The sequence below is a fragment of the Lentzea rhizosphaerae genome (genome assembly GCF_042649515.1).
GTDB classification, from domain to species: domain Bacteria; phylum Actinomycetota; class Actinomycetes; order Mycobacteriales; family Pseudonocardiaceae; genus Lentzea; species Lentzea aerocolonigenes.
On sequence record NZ_JBHRZI010000005.1, the window covers coordinates 1 to 15,688 of the forward strand.

Here is a 15,688-nt window from a genome sequence, read left to right on the forward strand (position 1 = left end):
CGATCCACCGCGTGGCGACATGCAGATCCCAGCGGACAACATGCCGCAACACCTGCGGCAGATTCCTGTACCCGAGTTCGCTCGCGGCCCCACGCCGATCCAATTCGGCGACGATCTGCAACGCGGCATTCTCCCGAACCCGGATTTCCGCCACCTCGTCGACGAGGCTGCGGAGCAGCTCGTCGGTGGAGAGGAGTCGGGTTTCGATCACGTGTTCTAATCTACCGCAAGATCACGAAAAGATAACGGGCAAAGCGGAACACGATAGGGTGAACAACCCAGCCGAGCAACGTGATCCCGCGAAGCCGCAGGCAAGCGGCGAGGGCGAAGCCGAGCCGAATCGGGCAATGCGAACGCGGGAAAGCGGTAATGAGGTGAGCCGACCAACAAACGCGACCACGCACGCGTGCGATTGGGGCTTGACTTTGGGTGCGAGGTGCTACGCTGGTTGGATCGGCCGGGCTCTTATTGCCCGGCTTTTTAAGGCCGATGAGCGCCTCGCAAGGGCCCCGAAGTCAAGCCCCAATCGCAATCGTCGCGAAGCGGCGATGAAATGACCCGGCTCGTCAGGACCTACGCAACCACCAACCCAAGGCGACACGACCAGCACAAGGTGACCACCCCGCTGGAACCCGCGCCGAACCACCTCAAGCCGACCCGCGCACGCCAACCCGCACACCCCAACGCACCCCCACCCCGCCAACCTGAAGCAACTCTCAGCAACCTCGCGGTTAGCTTCACGCGAGGGGGCGACATGAAGATCGTGATTCCAGGCGGCACCGGCCAGATCGGCACCGTGCTCCACCGCGCACTCACCGCAGCAGGCCACGAAGTGGTGATCATCAGCAGACACCAGGGCGTGCACTGGGACGGCAGGACGCTGGGCCCGTGGGCGGACGAGATCAACGGCGCCGACGTCGTGATCAACCTGGCCGGACGCAGCGTGAGCTGCCGGTACACGGCCGAGAACCTCCAGCAGATGATGCGTTCACGCATCGATTCGGCGAGGGTGGTGGGCGAGGCCATCGCAAAGGCGGAAACACCGCCCAAGGTCTGGCTGCAGATGAGCACGGCCACGATCTACGCGCATCGGTTCGACGCCGCGAACGACGAAGCCACAGGCGTCATCGGCGGCAGGGAAAAAGACGTGCCGGGGTACTGGGCGTACAGCGTCGAGATCGCCAAGCGCTGGGAGGCCGAGCTGAACGCGGCCGTCACGCCGCAGACTCGCAAGGTCGCGATGAGGGCGGCGATCGTGATGAGTCCTGATCGGGGTGGCGCGTTCGACTACCTGTCGTGGCTCGCGCGCCTCGGGCTCGGCGGGGCGGTTGCGGGTGGGCGGCAGTACGTGTCGTGGATTCACGACGACGACTTCGTGCGGGCGGTGGCCATGTTGATCAGGGAACCGGTTGAGGGGGCGGTCAACCTCGCTGCGCCCAATCCGTTGCCGCAGAGGGAGTTCATGCGGGAGTTGCGGAGGGCCTGGCGCAGGCCCGTCGGGTTGCCGGCCACCGCGTGGATGGCGGAGGTCGGGGCGTTCGCGATCAGGAGTGACACCGAGTTGCTGCTCAAGAGCCGGCGGGTGGTTCCTGGCAAGCTCACACGGGCCGGGTTCGAGTTCCACTTCCCGAACTGGCGGGAGGCGGCGCAGAATCTGGCTGAGCGCAGGAGGTGAGATGCCGAGGATCAACGACGTCGGCGGGGTGGACGGGTTCGGGCCGGTCGAGCAGGAGTTGGACGAGCCCGGGTTTCACGCTGACTGGGAGGCGCACGTGTTCGCCATGAACCGGGCGCTGATCGGGCGCGGCCTCTACAACCTGGACGAGTTCCGGGACGCCGTCGAGCGGACGATGTCGCACGAGTCGTCGTACTACGAGAACTGGTTCCGGGCCATTCAGACGCTGCTCACGGAGAAGGGCCATGTCTGAGCGCCGGAGAGGCGATCGAGTTCGGACGTCCACTGTGGACCCCGATCACCACACTCGGCTGCCTGCCTACGCGCGCGGGAAGACCGGCGTGGTCATCGGAACCGATGGTGTGCATCCGCTGGCGGATCTGAGAGCGCGGGGAATCGAGCAGCCGCAGCAGGTCTACCTGGTGCGGTTCACCGCGCAGGAGCTGTTCGGGCAGGGCGACCACAGCGTGACGCTGTCCCTTTGGGAGGAATACCTCAGCGATGAGTGACGACCACGACGACGCCCCGATCGCCGCGCGCGTGCGGGAGCTGGAAGCGATCCTCGAGGAGAAGGGGTTGCTCGACGCGGCCGAGCTGGACCGCGCGCTGGAGGCCTTCGCGCACAAGGCGAGCCCGGCCAACGGGTTCCGCGTGGTCGCGCGGGCGTGGGTCGACGACGACTTCAAGGCGAAGCTGCTGGAGAACGCGAACGAAGCGTTGCCCGCGGTCGGGTTGTCGATGGGCGGTGGGCTTCAGGTGCAACGGCTGCACGTCGTGGAGAACACGGAAAGCGTGCACAACGTCGTCGTGTGCACGCTCTGCAGCTGCTACCCGATCGCCCTGCTCGGGCCGTCTCCCACCTGGTACAAGAGCACGGCCTACCGGTCGAAGGTGGTGAGCCACCCGCGGGAGGTGCTGGAGCAGTTCGGGCTGGAGTTGCCCGCCGGCACGGAGATCCGGGTGTGGGACGCGAACGCCGAGTCGCGGTACATGGTGCTGCCGCGCAGGCCCGAGGGCACCGAGCACCTGAGCGAGGACGAACTCGCGAAAAGGGTGACGCGCAACGGGTTGATCGGCACCGCGGCCGTGTAGCACGACCGCGGTGCCGCAAACCCGAACTAGATGTTCTTCATGATGTTGTCGATCGCCTTGCCGAGCTGCGCGTACTTCTGCGTGTACAGCACCGGGTACACGCCGGGCGGGTCGGCCGGGCGGTTCGCGTCGACGTAGTCGGTGCCGAGGTTGCAGAACACCACGACGATGTAGTTGCGCTTGTCCTTGCCGCGGAACGACTTCACGATGCCCGCGTCGGAACCCGTGGTGTCGACCCAGCCGGTCTTGTGCGCGAAGGTCACCTCGGCGGCCTCGTTGCACGGGCGGACGTCGCGGTCGTAGACGGCGTCACCGACGGTCACGGTGCCGTCCGGCTTGATCCAGCGCGCCGGCACCTGCTGCGGGAGGCCCTGCACCGGGTAGTCGCGGCCGCACCAGTTCGGCGTGGACAGCATCTCGTTGTGGCCCTGGTCCGCCAGCGTGTCCTGGAAGAACTTCCGCGACGAGTACGAGAGCTCGTTGCGCGTGACCTGCTTGCCGCCGTCGGTCGTCCACAGCACGCCCGCGCCGCCGTTGACCAGCAGCAGGAGCTTCGCGGTGTCGAGACCGCTCATGTTCGAGCCGATCCAGCGGCCGCCGTTGCCCGGGATGGTGCCGGTGACCATCAGGGTGGGCATGCCGAGGTCGACGAACGTCTGGTTGACGTGGTCCCACGCGTTGAGGTCGTGGATCATCTTGATCAGCGCGCAGGTGGACTCGTTCTGCGACTTCGTGATCATCTCGTCGAAGTGCTGCCGGATCTTCTTCACCGACGGCCCGCCGCACGCCGCACGCACCGGGTTCGGGTCGTACACGTAGTCGGCGTCGAGGTCGACCTTGCCCTCGTCCGCGAGGCGCAGCACGCCGAAGCCCACCATCAGCTTCAGGACGGACGCCGGGTACGGCGAGGAGAAGTCGATCGCGGCGTTCTCGCGGCCGGCGAGCACGTCACGCGTGCCCTTGCCGCCGTTGGCGTCCCACTCGTCGTCGTCCCACCAGCGGTAGCGCACCTGGTCGGTGGACAGGCCCTTGTGCTTGACCGGCACCACCACACCGTTCGGGTACTGCGGGCTGAGCAGCACGTTCGCCACGGTCTTGGGCCGGCCGACCGGGTCGAGCTCGATGATCGCGGCGTCCATGTTCGGCGTCTGGTGCAACGGCTTGCCCGCGGCCAGTGCCATCCGCGCACGAGCCTTGTTCATCAGCTCGGCCGGCGACGCGTCGTACTTCTCCCGCGGACCCGCCGACCGCAGAGCGGCACCGCTCGCGGGCGGCGTCAGGTCGATCACGTCCTTGAAGTTCTGCGCGACGATCGCTTCGCGCAGACGTTCGGCCAGCCGGTGGGTGCCCTCTTCCGAGGCCACGGCCGGCGCCACGGCGGCACCCGTCAACGTGAGCGCCGTGCACAGCACGGTGAAACGCTTGAGTTTCATTGACTTCCCCAGTCGAAGTTGATCTGGCGAGAAGTTACCAGTGGCCCGTCCAGGGGTGAGAAAGCGCTCTCCACCGACCGTACGAAGGCGGGAGCCGCCCGACCCCGAGTCGAGCGGCTCCCGGTCATCGCACCCTCGGGTGCGATGAGGCGATGACCACCGCGGCGGCGACGGTCACCAGGTTCTTCAGGATGTACTGGGCTTCGAACGACGCCAGCAGCGGTCCGGACCACATCTCACCGGGGAACAACACCAGCGGTGTCGACACCAGCACGACGTGGCCGATCAGCAGGACCGCGCACGACCGGGGTGCGCGAAAACTCAGCAGAACCAGTGCGATCCCGATTTCGGTGATCGCGGCACTCAGTCTCGCCAAATCCCCGTGGACGATCCCGAACGTCAGCGCGGAAACCGTGCGTTCGACGAGATCCTGGGCAGGGCTGCCACCGGGAAAGAGCTTCAACACGCCGAACCAGAGGTACACGATCCCCAGTCCGATGCGCAGCAGCGGAATTCCCGCGCCACCCGCGAAACGGGTGAGGCGTTCTTCCGTGCTTTCGCGGCGCGTGGTTTCTGGACGCAACATCGATCTCCCTCTCCTGTCTGGCTGCCACCACCCAGCCAGACAGGAGGAACGAGAGAGATCAGTTGCCGGTCTGCGGGTCCCCGAGCGGGTTCAGCAGGTCGGCCTTGCCCTCGAACGCGAACAGCAGCAGGTCGACCATGCGGAACGTGCTGGAGTCCGGGCCGAGCGTCGGCCTCCAGTACGGCGAGCGCACGATCGAGATCCGGCTGCCCTCCATCGCGCGGTGGAAGACCTCCGCGGTGATCCGCCCGCCGACCGGGCCCATGCGTCCGTCGCCGAGCTCGGCCTCGCGCAGGATGTAGAACCACAACGGCGTCGCCTCGACGAGCCGGGCCTTCTGCTCCTCCGACAGACCGTCGAGGACGGCGCCACCGTTGCCGACGAGGATCTGCTCGGCGGTGAGCGGCTCGACGCCGAACAGCTCGGCGATCTGCTGCCCCGACGCGAGCTCCATCATCGAGGCCCTGGTCAGGTTCCGGAACGCGAGATTGCGCTGGATCTCCGGGAACTGCGTGCCGCGCCCGCCGAACGTGCCGGCCGGCAGCCTCGTCAGCGGGTCGACCAGCAGCGTGTCGATCCGCTTGGTGACGTTGCCGCCGTCGAACTCCGCCGGTGCGGCCAGGTCGTCCCGGTCCGCCTCGGTGAAGTCGTAGAGCCTGCGGAAGTCCGCGATCCAGTTGCTGGGCAACGTGAAGAAGTCGCCCCTGGTCACGTCGTCCAGGTCCGCCGGAAGCGCCGACGACGGGTCGAAGTTGCCGCTCACCCCGGTGAAGGTGAAGAGCTGGAACAACGACGCCGGCGCCTGGACCGGTCCGCCGCTGCGGAACACGCGGTTCCACTGGTACTCACCGCGGACCTGGCTGTGCCCGAAGCGGTACGACGCGACCGAGAACTCGATCGGCATGGTCGGCGAGTTGTCGCGGCGGTAGCAGCTGCCGGGCACCTCGAAGAACCTGCGGCCGTTGGTGAAGACGTCGTCCACGATCGCCGGGTCGATGATCCGCGGCAGGTGGTCGGTCTTCAGCATCCACTGGTAGTGCCGGACCGCGAGCTCCTTGGCGGCGCGGAACAGCCGCTCACCCGTGAGACCGGTGAGCGCGAGCTCGTCGACCACGCGGTTGTGGAAGCGGATGAACGCGAGGTGCGTCTGCGCCACCACGAGGTTCTCGTCGTTGCGCGGGTCCGGGATCAGCGGGAGCCGCCGATCCGCCGCCGTGCCGGCCGTCCCACCGCGCCGCGGCAGGTCGAAGCCCTCGAACGGGACGTTGGTGCCCTCGTCCGGGAACGGCACCGGCGTCGTGGTGCCGACCTTGAGCTTCACGCCGTCCTGGGCGTAGAAGGCCTGGTCGTCCTTGTCGCGCGGGCCGCGGCCGTAGACCGAGTCGAGGTCCAGCGCCGGCGAGCGGCCCTGCAGCAGCTCGTCGAGGTTGACGTCCTGGCCGAGCTGCGACTCGGTGCGGTCCATCGTCAGGTCGTGGTCGACGAACTGGCCGAGGTAGGTGAACCCCGCCGGGACGGCCGGGTCCGCCGAGTCGGGCTGCGCGACGTTCGCGGTGATCGCGGCCGCCAGGGCGACGCGCGTCTCCTCGTCCGTCCGCGGGCCTTTCGGTCCCAGTCGTGAGAACCGGAACCTGCGCAACTCCTCCGCCGTGGAGGGCTGACGCGTGACGGCTCCACCTTCGCCGTCGAATTCCAGCACACCTTCGCCCACGACGAAGAAACTGTCGCGCACGTGCCTCTTCATGTGATCCCCCTGTTTCCCCTCTACCAGGCGACCTGTTCTCCCCAACAAGCACCTGCCCCGACACCAGTCTCCATACGGTCGAAATTTCCGTCGAAGCTTTTGGTCACGACCAAAACGTCGTCACACAGCGGATACGAGGTGGTCCGGAATATTCGTGAAATCCGGGAGTGCAGCGATCTTCGTCGCTTTCGGATCTTGATTTCGAGCGGCGTTGCGGCACTCCGGCGGTGGGCACTCCCACAGCTGTCTTCGAGGGACCGGTTTCCGGGCGCCCCGGAGCGGGTACCACTGCGAAATGCTCGAAGTCACGGTGACCGAGTCGTCGCCTGCCTCCACCCTGCTCACCGTCTCCGGTGAACTCTCCGGCTCCGGCTCGGAACGACTCCTGGCCAAACTCGACCGCCTCCTCGACCAGGGCCACCGGTACGTGGTGCTGGACCTGTCCGCGGTGAGCTTCTGCGACTCCAGCGGGGTGAGCGCTCTCGTGCGCGGACACGCCCGCGCCTCCGCTGCGGCCGGCGGACTGCGGCTCGCCGCGGCCTCCGAACAGGTGACCCGCGTGCTCGAACTGTCGGGGCTCGCCAGAATGCTCGGACTCAAGTCCACAGTGGAGCTCTAAAAACACACTCCGCGCATCGCCTCGCTCAACGCGTTCTCGTGCAACCGGTCCAGGCGGTGCAGCACGACCGCGGACCGTTCCGCGATCGTCGCGTGGACCTCGCACCTCAGCGTGGGACGGCGGATCTGCTCGGTGTCCTTGAGCTCCGCCAGGATGTCCGTCGTCAGCCGGTCGAGGATCGGGCGGACCTCGGTGCCGAGGTCGGGCCGGTGCTGCGGAACCTCCTCGGGGTGCTCGGTCCAGCGCGCGTAGAGGCCGCGCTGCACGAGCTTGTTCGCCTCGATCTGGGCGCGGAAGAAACGTGCCGCGTTCTCGGGGTCGAGGCCGAGCTCCGCGGACCTGGTGCGCACGCCGTCGAGGACCTGCTTCTCGCGGGCGGGGTCGTCGATGGGCTGGGTGGTGCCGAACTTGGCCGCCGCCACCAGGTCCGCGACCTGGACGCGCTTCACGGCGAGGTCGGTGAGCTCACCGAGCGGGCCGACGGGGTGCAACGACGCGGCAAGGGTGAGAGCTACCGCAAGGGTCTTCATGATCTCCGAGAGTGCCATGATGGCGGGGTGGAGTCCACGCGCATCGACCGTTGGCTGTGGGCGGTCCGGCTGACCAAGACCCGCCCGGACGCCGCCCAGGCGTGCCGGGGCGGCCACGTGCGCATCAACGACAAGCCCGCGAAGCCGTCCACGACGGTGGTGCCCGGCGACCAGGTCCGTGCCCGCGTCGGCGACAAGACGCGGATCGTCGAGGTGGTCAGGGTGATCCAGAAACGGGTCGGCGCGGCGGACGCGGCCACGTGCTTCATCGACCGCACTCCCCCGCCACCGCCGGACATCCCGATCGCGCGGCGCGACCGGGGCGCCGGGCGGCCCACGAAGCGCGAGCGGCGCGTGCTGGACCAGTTCAGGTCACAGAACTAGCTCGGCCAGCTCCGTGAGGGAGGTGCCGAGCGGCAGGTCGACCCGCAGCGAGGCGAACTGGTCGCCGCGGGTCTCACCGCGGTTGATGATCACGACCGGCAGGCCCGCACCGGCCGCGCGCCGCACGAACCTGAGGCCGGACATGACCGTCAGCGAGGAGCCGAGGACGAGCAGGGACCGGGCGCCGTCGACGAGTGAGTAGCACTGCTCGACGCGCGGGCGCGGGACGTTCTCGCCGAAGAACACGACGTCCGGCTTGAGCACGCCACCGCACTCCAGGCAGCCGACGACCTCGAAGCCCCGCACCGCCTCCTCCGGCAGGAACACGTCACCGTCGGGGTTGATCTCGTCGGTGGTCGCGGCGAAGTCCGGATTCGCCTCGCGCAGGCGGCGGTCCAGTTCGACGCGCGGCGAGAGCAGGCGGCAGTCCAGGCAGATCACGCGGTCGAGGCCGCCGTGCAGCTCCACGACGTTCCCGGTGCCGGCGGCCTGGTGCAGGCCGTCGACGTTCTGCGTGATGACGCCGGACAGCTTCGACGACAACCGCGTCACCGCGTGATGGCCCGCGTTCGGACGTGCGCGGGCAATGGTGCGCCAGCCGACGTGGCTGCGGGCCCAGTAGCGCTGCCGGCCCGCCTGGCTGGTGGTGAACTCCTCGTACGTCATCGGGGTGTGCTTGCGCAGGGACCCGCCTTCGCCGCGGTAGTCGGGGATGCCGGACTCCGTGGACAGGCCCGCGCCGCTGAGCACCACCACACCGCCCTGCGCCACGATCGGGACGACGTCGGTGAGAGTGGAGGTGCGCGGCAGCGACGGGCCCGACGACGACCAGCTCAGAGTGGGCCTAGTTCGCACTTCACCAGCTTACGTACCAGTTCCGCAGTTCGGCCTCCGCCGCCGACGTGTTGCCGCCCGACGAAGCCGTGACCAGCGCGAACTGCCGTCCGGAACCACCGCGCAGCAGCAGCTTGTCACCCTGCACGGTCGACGACGCCGAGCTCACCACGAGCGGCGAGCGCAACGACTCCGGCAGGTGCACCTCGGTCGGCGCGGCACCACCGTTGGAGTCCCACACGAGCACGGCGAACGGCGCCGAGCCCACCAGCGCGCGGACGTTCGGCAGCGGGATCTGCTGCCACGTCTGGTAGGCACGGTCCTCGTAGGTGAACGCGAGCGTGGTGCCCGCGACGGCCTGCGGGTAGACGCGGTCGACGAGGGCGCGTTCGATGGTGAGCACCGGGTTGCCCGCGGCGTCCAGCTTCACCGCCGAGAAGTGCTCCTCGTTCATGGCGTCGCCCTCGGTCATCACCTTGTTCGGGTTGTCGTTCATCAGCTCGCGGTGACGGCCGTAGTTGGTGTCCCAGTGCCACTGGCTGCCCGAGACCACGGTCCCGCGCGGCGCCGACCACCAGCGCGCACCCGGCGAGGTCGAGTCGAGGCCCTGGTAGATCCCCTTGAGCACCGACGAGAGCTTGTCGGAGGTGTTGCCGGAGACCGGGTGGCCGAACTCGGAGACGATCGCGGCGGTGCCGAGCGCCTTCGCGCGTTCACGGATCGTGCCGAACGCCTGGGTGTACTGCCCGTCGCCCGCCTTGCCCGGCATCAGCAGGCCGGACTGGGCCTTGCCGTCGTAGAAGTGGGCGTTGAAGACGAACCGCTCCCCCAGCGTCGGCACGAGCGCGAGGCCGCCGGGTTCGGCGAAGAAGTCGACGTTCTGGTTCCAGAACACGAGCGGCTCGACGAACGCGGGCTTCGAGGTCCACCCCGCCTGGTCCATCTTGGTCCGGAAGCGCTGGTAGAACGGCATCAGGAGATCGCGCTCCCACTGCTGGGAGTTCTGGCCGCTGTCGTACTTGCCCGCGTAGGGCTCGTTCAGCGGGTCGACGCCGACGACGAGCTTGAACTCGTTGGCGGGCAACGCTTCCCGGACGTGCTTGAGCGCCTCGCCCGCCGCGTTCAGGAACGAGTCCTGGACCCCGTTGCGGTTGTGCCAGAAGTCGTAGGTGGCGGCCGTGACGGCGTTGTTGCTCTTCATGTTCTGCCCCCAGTGGAAGCAGAGGCCGCACGACTCCTTGGGGTACCCGCTCGCGGCCCACGCGGGGGCGCCGTCGCCGGTGTACCAGCTGTCCTTGTTGAACAGGTAACGCGAGTACAGGTCCTGGTGGAAGTCCAGGTACACGCGGATTCCCTGGTCGGTGAACGTGCGCAGCTGCTCGGTCACCTTGGCGAGGTAGGCGTGGTCGATCTGGCCGCGCTGCGGTTCGATCCAGGCCCAGGTGAGCAGGAACCGCACCGCGTTGGCGCCGGTCAGCTGCTTCATCGCGAGCGCCGACTTGCGCGCGTCGGCCGTGGACGCGAACGGCAGGCCGCGGTACTCGGCGAGCTTCGCCGTGCCGGAGACGTTGAAGCCGCGCAACACGACCTCGCGGCCGTGCTCGTCGCGGAACACCCCTCCCGACACGCGCAGCTCGGAGCCGTCGAACGACTCCGCGTGCACGGGGGTGATCACCCACGCGAACAGGAACAGGACTGTCAGGAGCACCGCTCGCCGCATCGCCGCCGCCTTCGAGAACGTGAATGAGATTCGCGTTGCACGCTAGCCGGTGAATTCCTGGCGGGCTAGAGTCGGTTGAGCGCGTTCGACGCCGTTCGACGATTTTCCTGGGGGCGTGGTGGATCTGATCACCCGTGACGACGTCGAGGTGCTGGAGCACACCGTCGCCGACGAGCTCACCGCGGTGAGCGAGGCGTGGGACTGGTTCGAGAACCTGGTGGGCCTTCGCGGCCGCAGGATGTTCGCCCGCGTCGACGAGGCCGCCGGCACCTACACGGTCTGCACGCCGCGCAAGCCCGCGGACTCGTTCGACCTGACCGTGGGCGTGCTGCCGGGCGGGCGGTACCGGCGCACGGTGCTGGAGGGTGAGCCGCCGGAGCTGTACGAGCGGGTCGGACCGGCCATGGAAGAGCTCAAGGCCTCGGGGCCCTGGGACTCCTCCCGGCCGCTCGTCGAGTTCTACCGGCGGCACACCGTGATCGAGCTGTGGGTGCCGGTCTAGAGAACGCCCGCCACGATCCGGGCGGCCTCGACCAGCAGCGGTTCGTCGGCCGGCGCGTCCTTGTCCGAGGGCTTCGTCGACAGCACGGCCACCACGATCGGCGAGCGTCCTGGCGGGAACGCGATGCCGACGTCGTTGGTGGTGCCGTACTTGCCGGTGCCCGTCTTGTCGCCCCAGCGCCAGTCCGCGGGCAGCCCGGCCCGGATGCGGTGGTCGCCGGTCGTGTTGGCCAGCAACCACTTCGTGAGCTGGTCGGCGTCGGCGCGGTTGAGGGCGTGGCCCAGCGTCAGGCGCGCGTAGCTCTGACCGATGGCGCGCGGCGAGGTCGTGTCGGTGACGCGACCGGGCTCAGCCGAGTTCAGGTCCGGTTCCCAGCGGTCCAGGCGCGTCACGGGGTCGCCGATCGAGCGGCTGAACCGGGTGACGGCGGTGGGGCCACCGAGCTCACGCATCAGCAGGTTGGCCGCGCAGTTGTCGCTGAAGGTGATGGTCGCGTCGCACAGGGCCGAGACGGTCATGCCGTTAGCGATGTTCTCCTTCTGCTCGGTGATCTTGGCGTAGCCGGACTTGATGCAGTCGTCCTCGGTGTAGCGGATCACCTTGTTCAGCAACGAACCGTCCTGGTCGCGACGCAGAATCGCCGCGGCCACGAGGGTCTTGAAGGTCGAGACCATCGGGAAGAGCTCGTCCGCCCTGTGCAGCACCGTGCGACCGGTACCGGTGTCCGTGGCGAACACACCCAGGCGTGCGTTGTGCTGCCGTTCGAGTTCGCGCAGCTTGCCGGTGACCGGCGAAGCCTGTGCCTGTGCGGGCACGGCCACGGCCAGCGCTGCTCCGGCGCCCAGTGCCAGCACCGCACGTCGGTCAACACTCAACGTCCTGCTCCCCTCTGAGGAAACCTCTCCACGAGACAGGACGCGCCGGAGATCAACTGGTTGTCAATGAATCCTGCGCTCGGCGCGGCGCCGGAGGACCTGAGGGCGATCGCCCGCACGGCCGCCTTCGACGCGCTGTTCTCCGCCCTCTGCTTCCTCGACGACCCCGGCGACGAGGAGGTGCCCGGCCTGCCCGGCTGGGCGCTGGTCGAGACGTCCGGCGGTGAGCCGACCGGACGGCTGGTTCGAGGCCGCCACGAGGACCTGAACCCGGAACGCTGACCACCAGAGCTCTAGATCCTGATCAGCTTGCGTTCCACGGCCGTCGTCACCGCCGCCGTCCGCGTCTCCACGCCCAGCTTCGCGAAGATCGCGGACATCGGGGTCGGCGGCGCGCCGAGCGGTGACCTGGACGAGAAGTACGCGACGACGGGTCTGGCGACCCTCAAGTGACGCTAAACGGACCGGCGCCGGTCGGTCGTGTTCCAGTTCTGAGGAACGCGCTCGGTGGCCTCGGGGTCGATGGCGTGCCGCGCCACGTGCCGGCCCGGCTTCGGCTTCTGCTGCTTCTTGGCCATGAGCATGAGGACCACGGACACGATCAACCCGACCGTGGCCAGCCCGGCGGCGACGGTGCGGGCCGCGGGGTGGTCGAGGACCAGCGAGCTGACCGTCAGGGCGAGCACGAGGGCCGCGAGCGGGCCGATGACGGCGAGGTCCTGGCGTTCCTCACGCGTTTCGACGGTCTCGGTGGGCGCGACCGGGACGACCGGCGTCCGCACTTCGATGGTCTCGAAGTTCCCGCGCTCGTAGGGCGGGGGACGTAAGCCGGGAGGGACGGTCACACCCAGCATGCTGCCTGAGAAGGACGCGCCGCTGCAAACCTCGCATTTCACGTGCGGTACGTGTTCCCATGTAGCGCTGGGTGGAAGAGAGGTCCGTCGTGTGCCGGTGGCTAGCTTATTCCGGTTCGCCGGTGCTGTTGGAGGAACTGCTCTACGCGCCGGAGAACTCGCTCGTCATGCAGTCCAAGCACGCGCGGCTGGGCGCCACGGCGGTCAACGGTGACGGGTTCGGCATCGGCTGGTACGGCAGCGCGAGCACGCCCGGCCTGTTCCTGAGCACCGAACCGGCGTGGAACGACCGCAACCTGCGGGAACTGTCCGCCCAGATCACCGTCGACCGGGTGTTCGCGCACGTGCGGGCGTCGACCGGCGGCGCGGTCCAGCGGTCCAACTGCCACCCGTTCCGGCACGGCACCTGGCTGTGGATGCACAACGGCCTCATCGCGAAGTTCTCACGGGTGCGGCGCGAGCTGATGCTGGCGGTCGACCCCGAACTGTTCCCGCTGATCGAGGGCTCGACGGACTCCGAGATCATGTTCTACCTCGCGATCAGCTTCGGGCTGGAGCAGGACCCGCCGGCCGCCGTCGCGCGGATGGTCGGGTTCGTCGAGGACGTCGGCAGGCGCGCGGGCGTCGAGTATCCGGTCCAGATGACCGTCGCGGTCACGGACGGCTCGACCACCTGGGCGTTCCGCTACTCGAGCCGCGGGAAGTCGCGGACGCTCTTCCACAGCACCGACGTGTCGACGCTGCGGCGTCAGTACCCGGACAACCCGGCGCTGCACGACCTCGCCGACGACTCGCGGCTCGTCGTGTCCGAACCGCTGGGTGACCTGGTCGGGGCGTGGCAGGAGGTGCCGGAGTCGACGTGCGTGATCGTGCGGCCGGGAGTCGAGGAGGAACTGGTGGCGTTCAAGCCGTGAATCGTCAGGCAACCGTCAGGTAAGGCCGGGGTTTCGTCACTACCGTCTGGTGCTGCCACCGCCACGGACCCCTCGGAGAGGTTCCTCATGCTGACTACGGCAGCGGCAGCACTCATCGCCCTATCCGTCCTCGCCCCGGCAGAAGAGCCGGAAGAGCCCGCCCCCGCGCTCGAGGTCGTGACCGTCAACGGTTCCGGTTGCCCGGCCGGTGACGCCGACGTCCGCACCGACGGCAGAACCTTCACCATCGGCTACCACACGTTCCTGGCACGGGCGGGTGGTGGATCGTCACCGGTGGACATGCGGAAGAACTGCCAGATCAACCTCCGCGTCAACGTGCCGCAGGGCTACACCTACGGCCTGGCCCGCACCACCTACGAGGGCTACGCGCACCTGCAACCGGGCGCGACCGGCGTGAGCCGGATCAGCACCTACCTGCAGGGCACCTCGCCCACCGCGGTGGTCAGCCAGACGTTCACCGGGCCGTTCAGCGACAGCTGGGAGACCCAGTACCGCCCGAGCGCCGCGGACATCCAGTGGGCGCCGTGCGGCTCACCCCGCAACATCAACATCAACGGCGAGGTGCGCGTCACGCTCGGCTCGGCGGACCCGGACAAGCTCAACTTCGTGATCGTGGAGTCCAGCCGCGGAACCGTGCGGGTGCGGCGCTGCTGAGCCCCGGCCTGGTGGTGGCGAGGGCTACGAGCAGGCCGATCGCGACCCACGTGTAGGCGTCCCCGTAGACGTGCTGCCACCAGGTCCACGTCATCTCCTTGTCGCCGGTGCTCGGCAACCACGTGAAGGGCTGGACGAAGAACACCACGAGCAACGCCGCGAGTGTCCCCCAGTTCCGGCGTGCGAAACCCAGCGCCAGGAACCCCGGCACGCACCAGACCCAGTGGTGCGACCACGAGACCGGTGAGACGAGCAGACCGGCGGTCGCGATCGCGGTGAGCGCCACGACGTCGTTGCGGGCCCGCTGTGCGGCCACGACCGCGAGCACCACGACGACCGCGGACAAACCGAGCCACAGCAGCGTTTCCGTCGGCTGGCCGGGGTTGATCCGGTGCAGCACCCCGCGCAACGACTGGTTCGCCATGTACGCCAGACCGCCCGCACGGCTCGGGTCGAGCAGCGCGTGGAACCAGTACTCGGCGGAATCCTCGGCAGCGAACAGGAATCCGGCCGCGGCCAGGCCGAGGAACGTCACCATCGACGTGATCGCCGCCCGCCAGTCCCTGCGCACCAGGAAGTACAGCAGGAAGATCAGCGGCGTCAGCTTGATCGCGGCGGCCAGCCCGACCAGCACACCGCGCAAGCGTGGATCGCGCACGGCCAGGCAGTCCACCACCACGAGCGCCATCAGCACCAGGTTGATCTGTCCGAAGAGGAACGTCGAGATCACCGGTTCCAGTGCGGTACCGGCGATCGCGACGGCGGGCGCGACGGTCCAGACGACGTTCGGCCGTGCCGTGAGCCGCCGGGTGACCAGGAAGCTCACCAGCGACAGGCACAGGAAGTTCACGATGACGACGAGCGCGTTCGCCGCCCACACCGGCACGACCGTGAGCACGCTGAAGATCACGGCGGCGATGGGTGGATAGGTGAACGGCAGCTGCGGACCGTCCAGCTCGCCGGGGAAGTCGACGTAGAGCGGAAGTCCTTGCAGCCACGCCGTTCCACCCGTCCGGTACACCTGGAGGTCGAGGTAGGAGACGCCGGTGGAGGCCAGGACGAGCGGCACCGCGGCGAGCGTCACGAACCACAGCACGCGCAGGACGCGGCGCGCGGCGACCCAGCGGTGCCGGGTCAGCAGTCGTTTCCGCCCGGACTCGAACGCCTCGGCGGACATGGGCGGCACGTCGTCGGCGAGCCGGCTGATCAACGCGATCTCGTTCACGCCCTCTTCTTGACCGCCGGCCGCAT

20 protein-coding genes and 1 pseudogene are annotated in these 15,688 nt (G+C 68.4%); 11 read left to right on the forward strand and 10 right to left on the reverse strand.

The genetic code is table 11. The features are described 5' to 3' along the window. Positions 1-211: pseudogene (locus ACFOWZ_RS03135) on the reverse strand (hypothetical protein); the annotation flags it as partial. A gap of 543 nt (positions 212-754) precedes the next feature. Here ACFOWZ_RS03135 and ACFOWZ_RS03140 point away from each other — a divergent pair. From ACFOWZ_RS03140 to ACFOWZ_RS03155, 4 genes are read left to right on the forward strand one after another with little or no spacing between them, the layout of a single operon-like run. Continuing rightward, positions 755-1,675 (forward strand): TIGR01777 family oxidoreductase, encoded by a 921-nt coding sequence (locus ACFOWZ_RS03140; RefSeq protein WP_382368314.1) that lies wholly within the window; start codon positions 755-757, stop codon positions 1,673-1,675. Between the two features lies 1 nt (position 1,676). Beyond that, complete coding sequence (locus tag ACFOWZ_RS03145) at positions 1,677-1,928, forward strand: hypothetical protein (RefSeq protein ID WP_382368317.1); 252 nt, start codon at positions 1,677-1,679, stop codon at positions 1,926-1,928. Then, a complete protein-coding gene (locus ACFOWZ_RS03150) occupies positions 1,921-2,184 on the forward strand; it encodes an SH3-like domain-containing protein (protein ID WP_382368320.1) in 264 nt (87 codons plus the stop codon). The genes ACFOWZ_RS03145 and ACFOWZ_RS03150 overlap by 8 nt, the downstream gene beginning before the upstream one ends. Beyond that, the gene (locus tag ACFOWZ_RS03155) at positions 2,177-2,767 is read left to right on the forward strand and encodes a nitrile hydratase subunit alpha (RefSeq protein WP_382368323.1); all 591 of its coding nucleotides are present in this window, start codon (positions 2,177-2,179) and stop codon (positions 2,765-2,767) included. Before ACFOWZ_RS03150 ends, ACFOWZ_RS03155 begins: the two co-directional genes overlap by 8 nt. A gap of 26 nt (positions 2,768-2,793) precedes the next feature. Here ACFOWZ_RS03155 and ACFOWZ_RS03160 read toward each other — a convergent pair whose 3' ends face one another. The 3 genes from ACFOWZ_RS03160 to ACFOWZ_RS03170 form a co-directional block, all read right to left on the reverse strand. Beyond that, positions 2,794-4,200, reverse strand: coding sequence for a serine hydrolase (locus ACFOWZ_RS03160; RefSeq protein ID WP_382368326.1), 1,407 nt, complete (start codon positions 4,198-4,200; stop codon positions 2,794-2,796). Positions 4,201-4,324: 124 nt separating this feature from the next. Further along, on the reverse strand, positions 4,325-4,786 hold the full coding sequence (locus ACFOWZ_RS03165) for a hypothetical protein (RefSeq protein ID WP_382368329.1): 462 nt from the start codon (positions 4,784-4,786) through the stop codon (positions 4,325-4,327). Positions 4,787-4,844: 58 nt separating this feature from the next. After that, positions 4,845-6,530, reverse strand: coding sequence for a peroxidase family protein (locus ACFOWZ_RS03170; RefSeq protein WP_382368332.1), 1,686 nt, complete (start codon positions 6,528-6,530; stop codon positions 4,845-4,847). 295 nt (positions 6,531-6,825) lie between these two features. On the opposite strand from ACFOWZ_RS03170, the gene ACFOWZ_RS03175 reads away from it, so the two are divergent. Continuing rightward, the gene (locus ACFOWZ_RS03175; RefSeq protein WP_382368335.1) at positions 6,826-7,149 is read left to right on the forward strand and encodes an STAS domain-containing protein; all 324 of its coding nucleotides are present in this window, start codon (positions 6,826-6,828) and stop codon (positions 7,147-7,149) included. Here ACFOWZ_RS03175 and ACFOWZ_RS03180 read toward each other — a convergent pair. Further along, positions 7,146-7,697, reverse strand: coding sequence for a chorismate mutase (locus ACFOWZ_RS03180; RefSeq protein WP_382368338.1), 552 nt, complete (start codon positions 7,695-7,697; stop codon positions 7,146-7,148). The two genes, ACFOWZ_RS03175 and ACFOWZ_RS03180, sit on opposite strands and share 4 nt — an antisense overlap. 9 nt (positions 7,698-7,706) lie before the next feature. Between ACFOWZ_RS03180 and ACFOWZ_RS03185 the strand changes: the two genes are divergently transcribed. Continuing rightward, positions 7,707-8,063, forward strand: a complete 357-nt coding sequence (locus tag ACFOWZ_RS03185; protein ID WP_030473424.1) for an RNA-binding S4 domain-containing protein — start codon at positions 7,707-7,709, stop codon at positions 8,061-8,063. On the opposite strand, the gene ACFOWZ_RS03190 is transcribed toward ACFOWZ_RS03185, so the two are convergent. Then, complete coding sequence (locus ACFOWZ_RS03190) at positions 8,052-8,918, reverse strand: NAD-dependent protein deacetylase (RefSeq protein WP_382368342.1); 867 nt, start codon at positions 8,916-8,918, stop codon at positions 8,052-8,054. The genes ACFOWZ_RS03185 and ACFOWZ_RS03190 overlap by 12 nt on opposite strands. A gap of 1 nt (position 8,919) precedes the next feature. Further along, entirely contained in the window at positions 8,920-10,617 is a 1,698-nt protein-coding gene (locus tag ACFOWZ_RS03195; RefSeq protein ID WP_382368345.1) for a cellulase family glycosylhydrolase, read from the reverse strand. Positions 10,618-10,732: 115 nt separating this feature from the next. Between ACFOWZ_RS03195 and ACFOWZ_RS03200 the strand changes: the two genes are divergently transcribed. Next, complete coding sequence (locus ACFOWZ_RS03200; protein ID WP_382368348.1) at positions 10,733-11,119, forward strand: GyrI-like domain-containing protein; 387 nt, start codon at positions 10,733-10,735, stop codon at positions 11,117-11,119. Here the strand turns inward: ACFOWZ_RS03200 and bla are convergent. Next, positions 11,116-11,994: a class A beta-lactamase gene (gene bla, locus ACFOWZ_RS03205; protein ID WP_382368351.1), complete on the reverse strand. Its 879-nt coding sequence runs from the start codon at positions 11,992-11,994 to the stop codon at positions 11,116-11,118. The two genes, ACFOWZ_RS03200 and bla, sit on opposite strands and share 4 nt — an antisense overlap. A gap of 66 nt (positions 11,995-12,060) precedes the next feature. On the opposite strand from bla, the gene ACFOWZ_RS03210 reads away from it, so the two are divergent. Then, on the forward strand, positions 12,061-12,276 hold the full coding sequence (locus ACFOWZ_RS03210; RefSeq protein WP_382368354.1) for a hypothetical protein: 216 nt from the start codon (positions 12,061-12,063) through the stop codon (positions 12,274-12,276). A gap of 27 nt (positions 12,277-12,303) precedes the next feature. Beyond that, complete coding sequence (locus ACFOWZ_RS03215; protein ID WP_382368357.1) at positions 12,304-12,447, forward strand: hypothetical protein; 144 nt, start codon at positions 12,304-12,306, stop codon at positions 12,445-12,447. 2 nt (positions 12,448-12,449) lie between these two features. On the opposite strand, the gene ACFOWZ_RS03220 is transcribed toward ACFOWZ_RS03215, so the two are convergent. Next, positions 12,450-12,839: a hypothetical protein gene (locus tag ACFOWZ_RS03220; protein WP_382368360.1), complete on the reverse strand. Its 390-nt coding sequence runs from the start codon at positions 12,837-12,839 to the stop codon at positions 12,450-12,452. Positions 12,840-12,970: 131 nt separating this feature from the next. Between ACFOWZ_RS03220 and ACFOWZ_RS03225 the strand changes: the two genes are divergently transcribed. Both ACFOWZ_RS03225 and ACFOWZ_RS03230 read left to right on the forward strand, forming a co-directional pair. Further along, entirely contained in the window at positions 12,971-13,762 is a 792-nt protein-coding gene (locus ACFOWZ_RS03225; RefSeq protein WP_382368363.1) for a class II glutamine amidotransferase, read from the forward strand. Positions 13,763-13,849: 87 nt separating this feature from the next. After that, a complete protein-coding gene (locus ACFOWZ_RS03230) occupies positions 13,850-14,437 on the forward strand; it encodes a DUF4360 domain-containing protein (protein ID WP_382368366.1) in 588 nt (195 codons plus the stop codon). Here ACFOWZ_RS03230 and ACFOWZ_RS03235 read toward each other — a convergent pair. Further along, positions 14,382-15,662 carry a glycosyltransferase 87 family protein gene (locus ACFOWZ_RS03235; RefSeq protein ID WP_382368369.1) on the reverse strand — a complete coding sequence of 427 codons (1,281 nt, stop codon included), beginning with the start codon at positions 15,660-15,662 and terminating at the stop codon, positions 14,382-14,384. The genes ACFOWZ_RS03230 and ACFOWZ_RS03235 overlap by 56 nt on opposite strands. Between the last annotated feature and the right edge of the window lie 26 nt (positions 15,663-15,688).

What these genes read in the sequence shown, in the direction of transcription:
- ACFOWZ_RS03140 (WP_382368314.1), top strand. Translation starts at nt 755, where the DNA reads ATGAAGATCGTGATTCCAGGCGGCACCGGCCAGATCGGCACCGTGCTC.
- ACFOWZ_RS03145 (WP_382368317.1), top strand. Translation starts at nt 1,677, where the DNA reads ATGCCGAGGATCAACGACGTCGGCGGGGTGGACGGGTTCGGGCCGGTC.
- ACFOWZ_RS03150 (WP_382368320.1), top strand. Translation starts at nt 1,921, where the DNA reads ATGTCTGAGCGCCGGAGAGGCGATCGAGTTCGGACGTCCACTGTGGAC.
- ACFOWZ_RS03155 (WP_382368323.1), top strand. Translation starts at nt 2,177, where the DNA reads ATGAGTGACGACCACGACGACGCCCCGATCGCCGCGCGCGTGCGGGAG.
- ACFOWZ_RS03160 (WP_382368326.1), bottom strand. Translation starts at nt 4,200, where the DNA reads ATGAAACTCAAGCGTTTCACCGTGCTGTGCACGGCGCTCACGTTGACG.
- ACFOWZ_RS03165 (WP_382368329.1), bottom strand. Translation starts at nt 4,786, where the DNA reads ATGTTGCGTCCAGAAACCACGCGCCGCGAAAGCACGGAAGAACGCCTC.
- ACFOWZ_RS03170 (WP_382368332.1), bottom strand. Translation starts at nt 6,530, where the DNA reads ATGAAGAGGCACGTGCGCGACAGTTTCTTCGTCGTGGGCGAAGGTGTG.
- ACFOWZ_RS03175 (WP_382368335.1), top strand. Translation starts at nt 6,826, where the DNA reads ATGCTCGAAGTCACGGTGACCGAGTCGTCGCCTGCCTCCACCCTGCTC.
- ACFOWZ_RS03180 (WP_382368338.1), bottom strand. Translation starts at nt 7,697, where the DNA reads ATGGCACTCTCGGAGATCATGAAGACCCTTGCGGTAGCTCTCACCCTT.
- ACFOWZ_RS03195 (WP_382368345.1), bottom strand. Translation starts at nt 10,617, where the DNA reads ATGCGGCGAGCGGTGCTCCTGACAGTCCTGTTCCTGTTCGCGTGGGTG.
- ACFOWZ_RS03210 (WP_382368354.1), top strand. Translation starts at nt 12,061, where the DNA reads ATGAATCCTGCGCTCGGCGCGGCGCCGGAGGACCTGAGGGCGATCGCC.
- ACFOWZ_RS03230 (WP_382368366.1), top strand. Translation starts at nt 13,850, where the DNA reads ATGCTGACTACGGCAGCGGCAGCACTCATCGCCCTATCCGTCCTCGCC.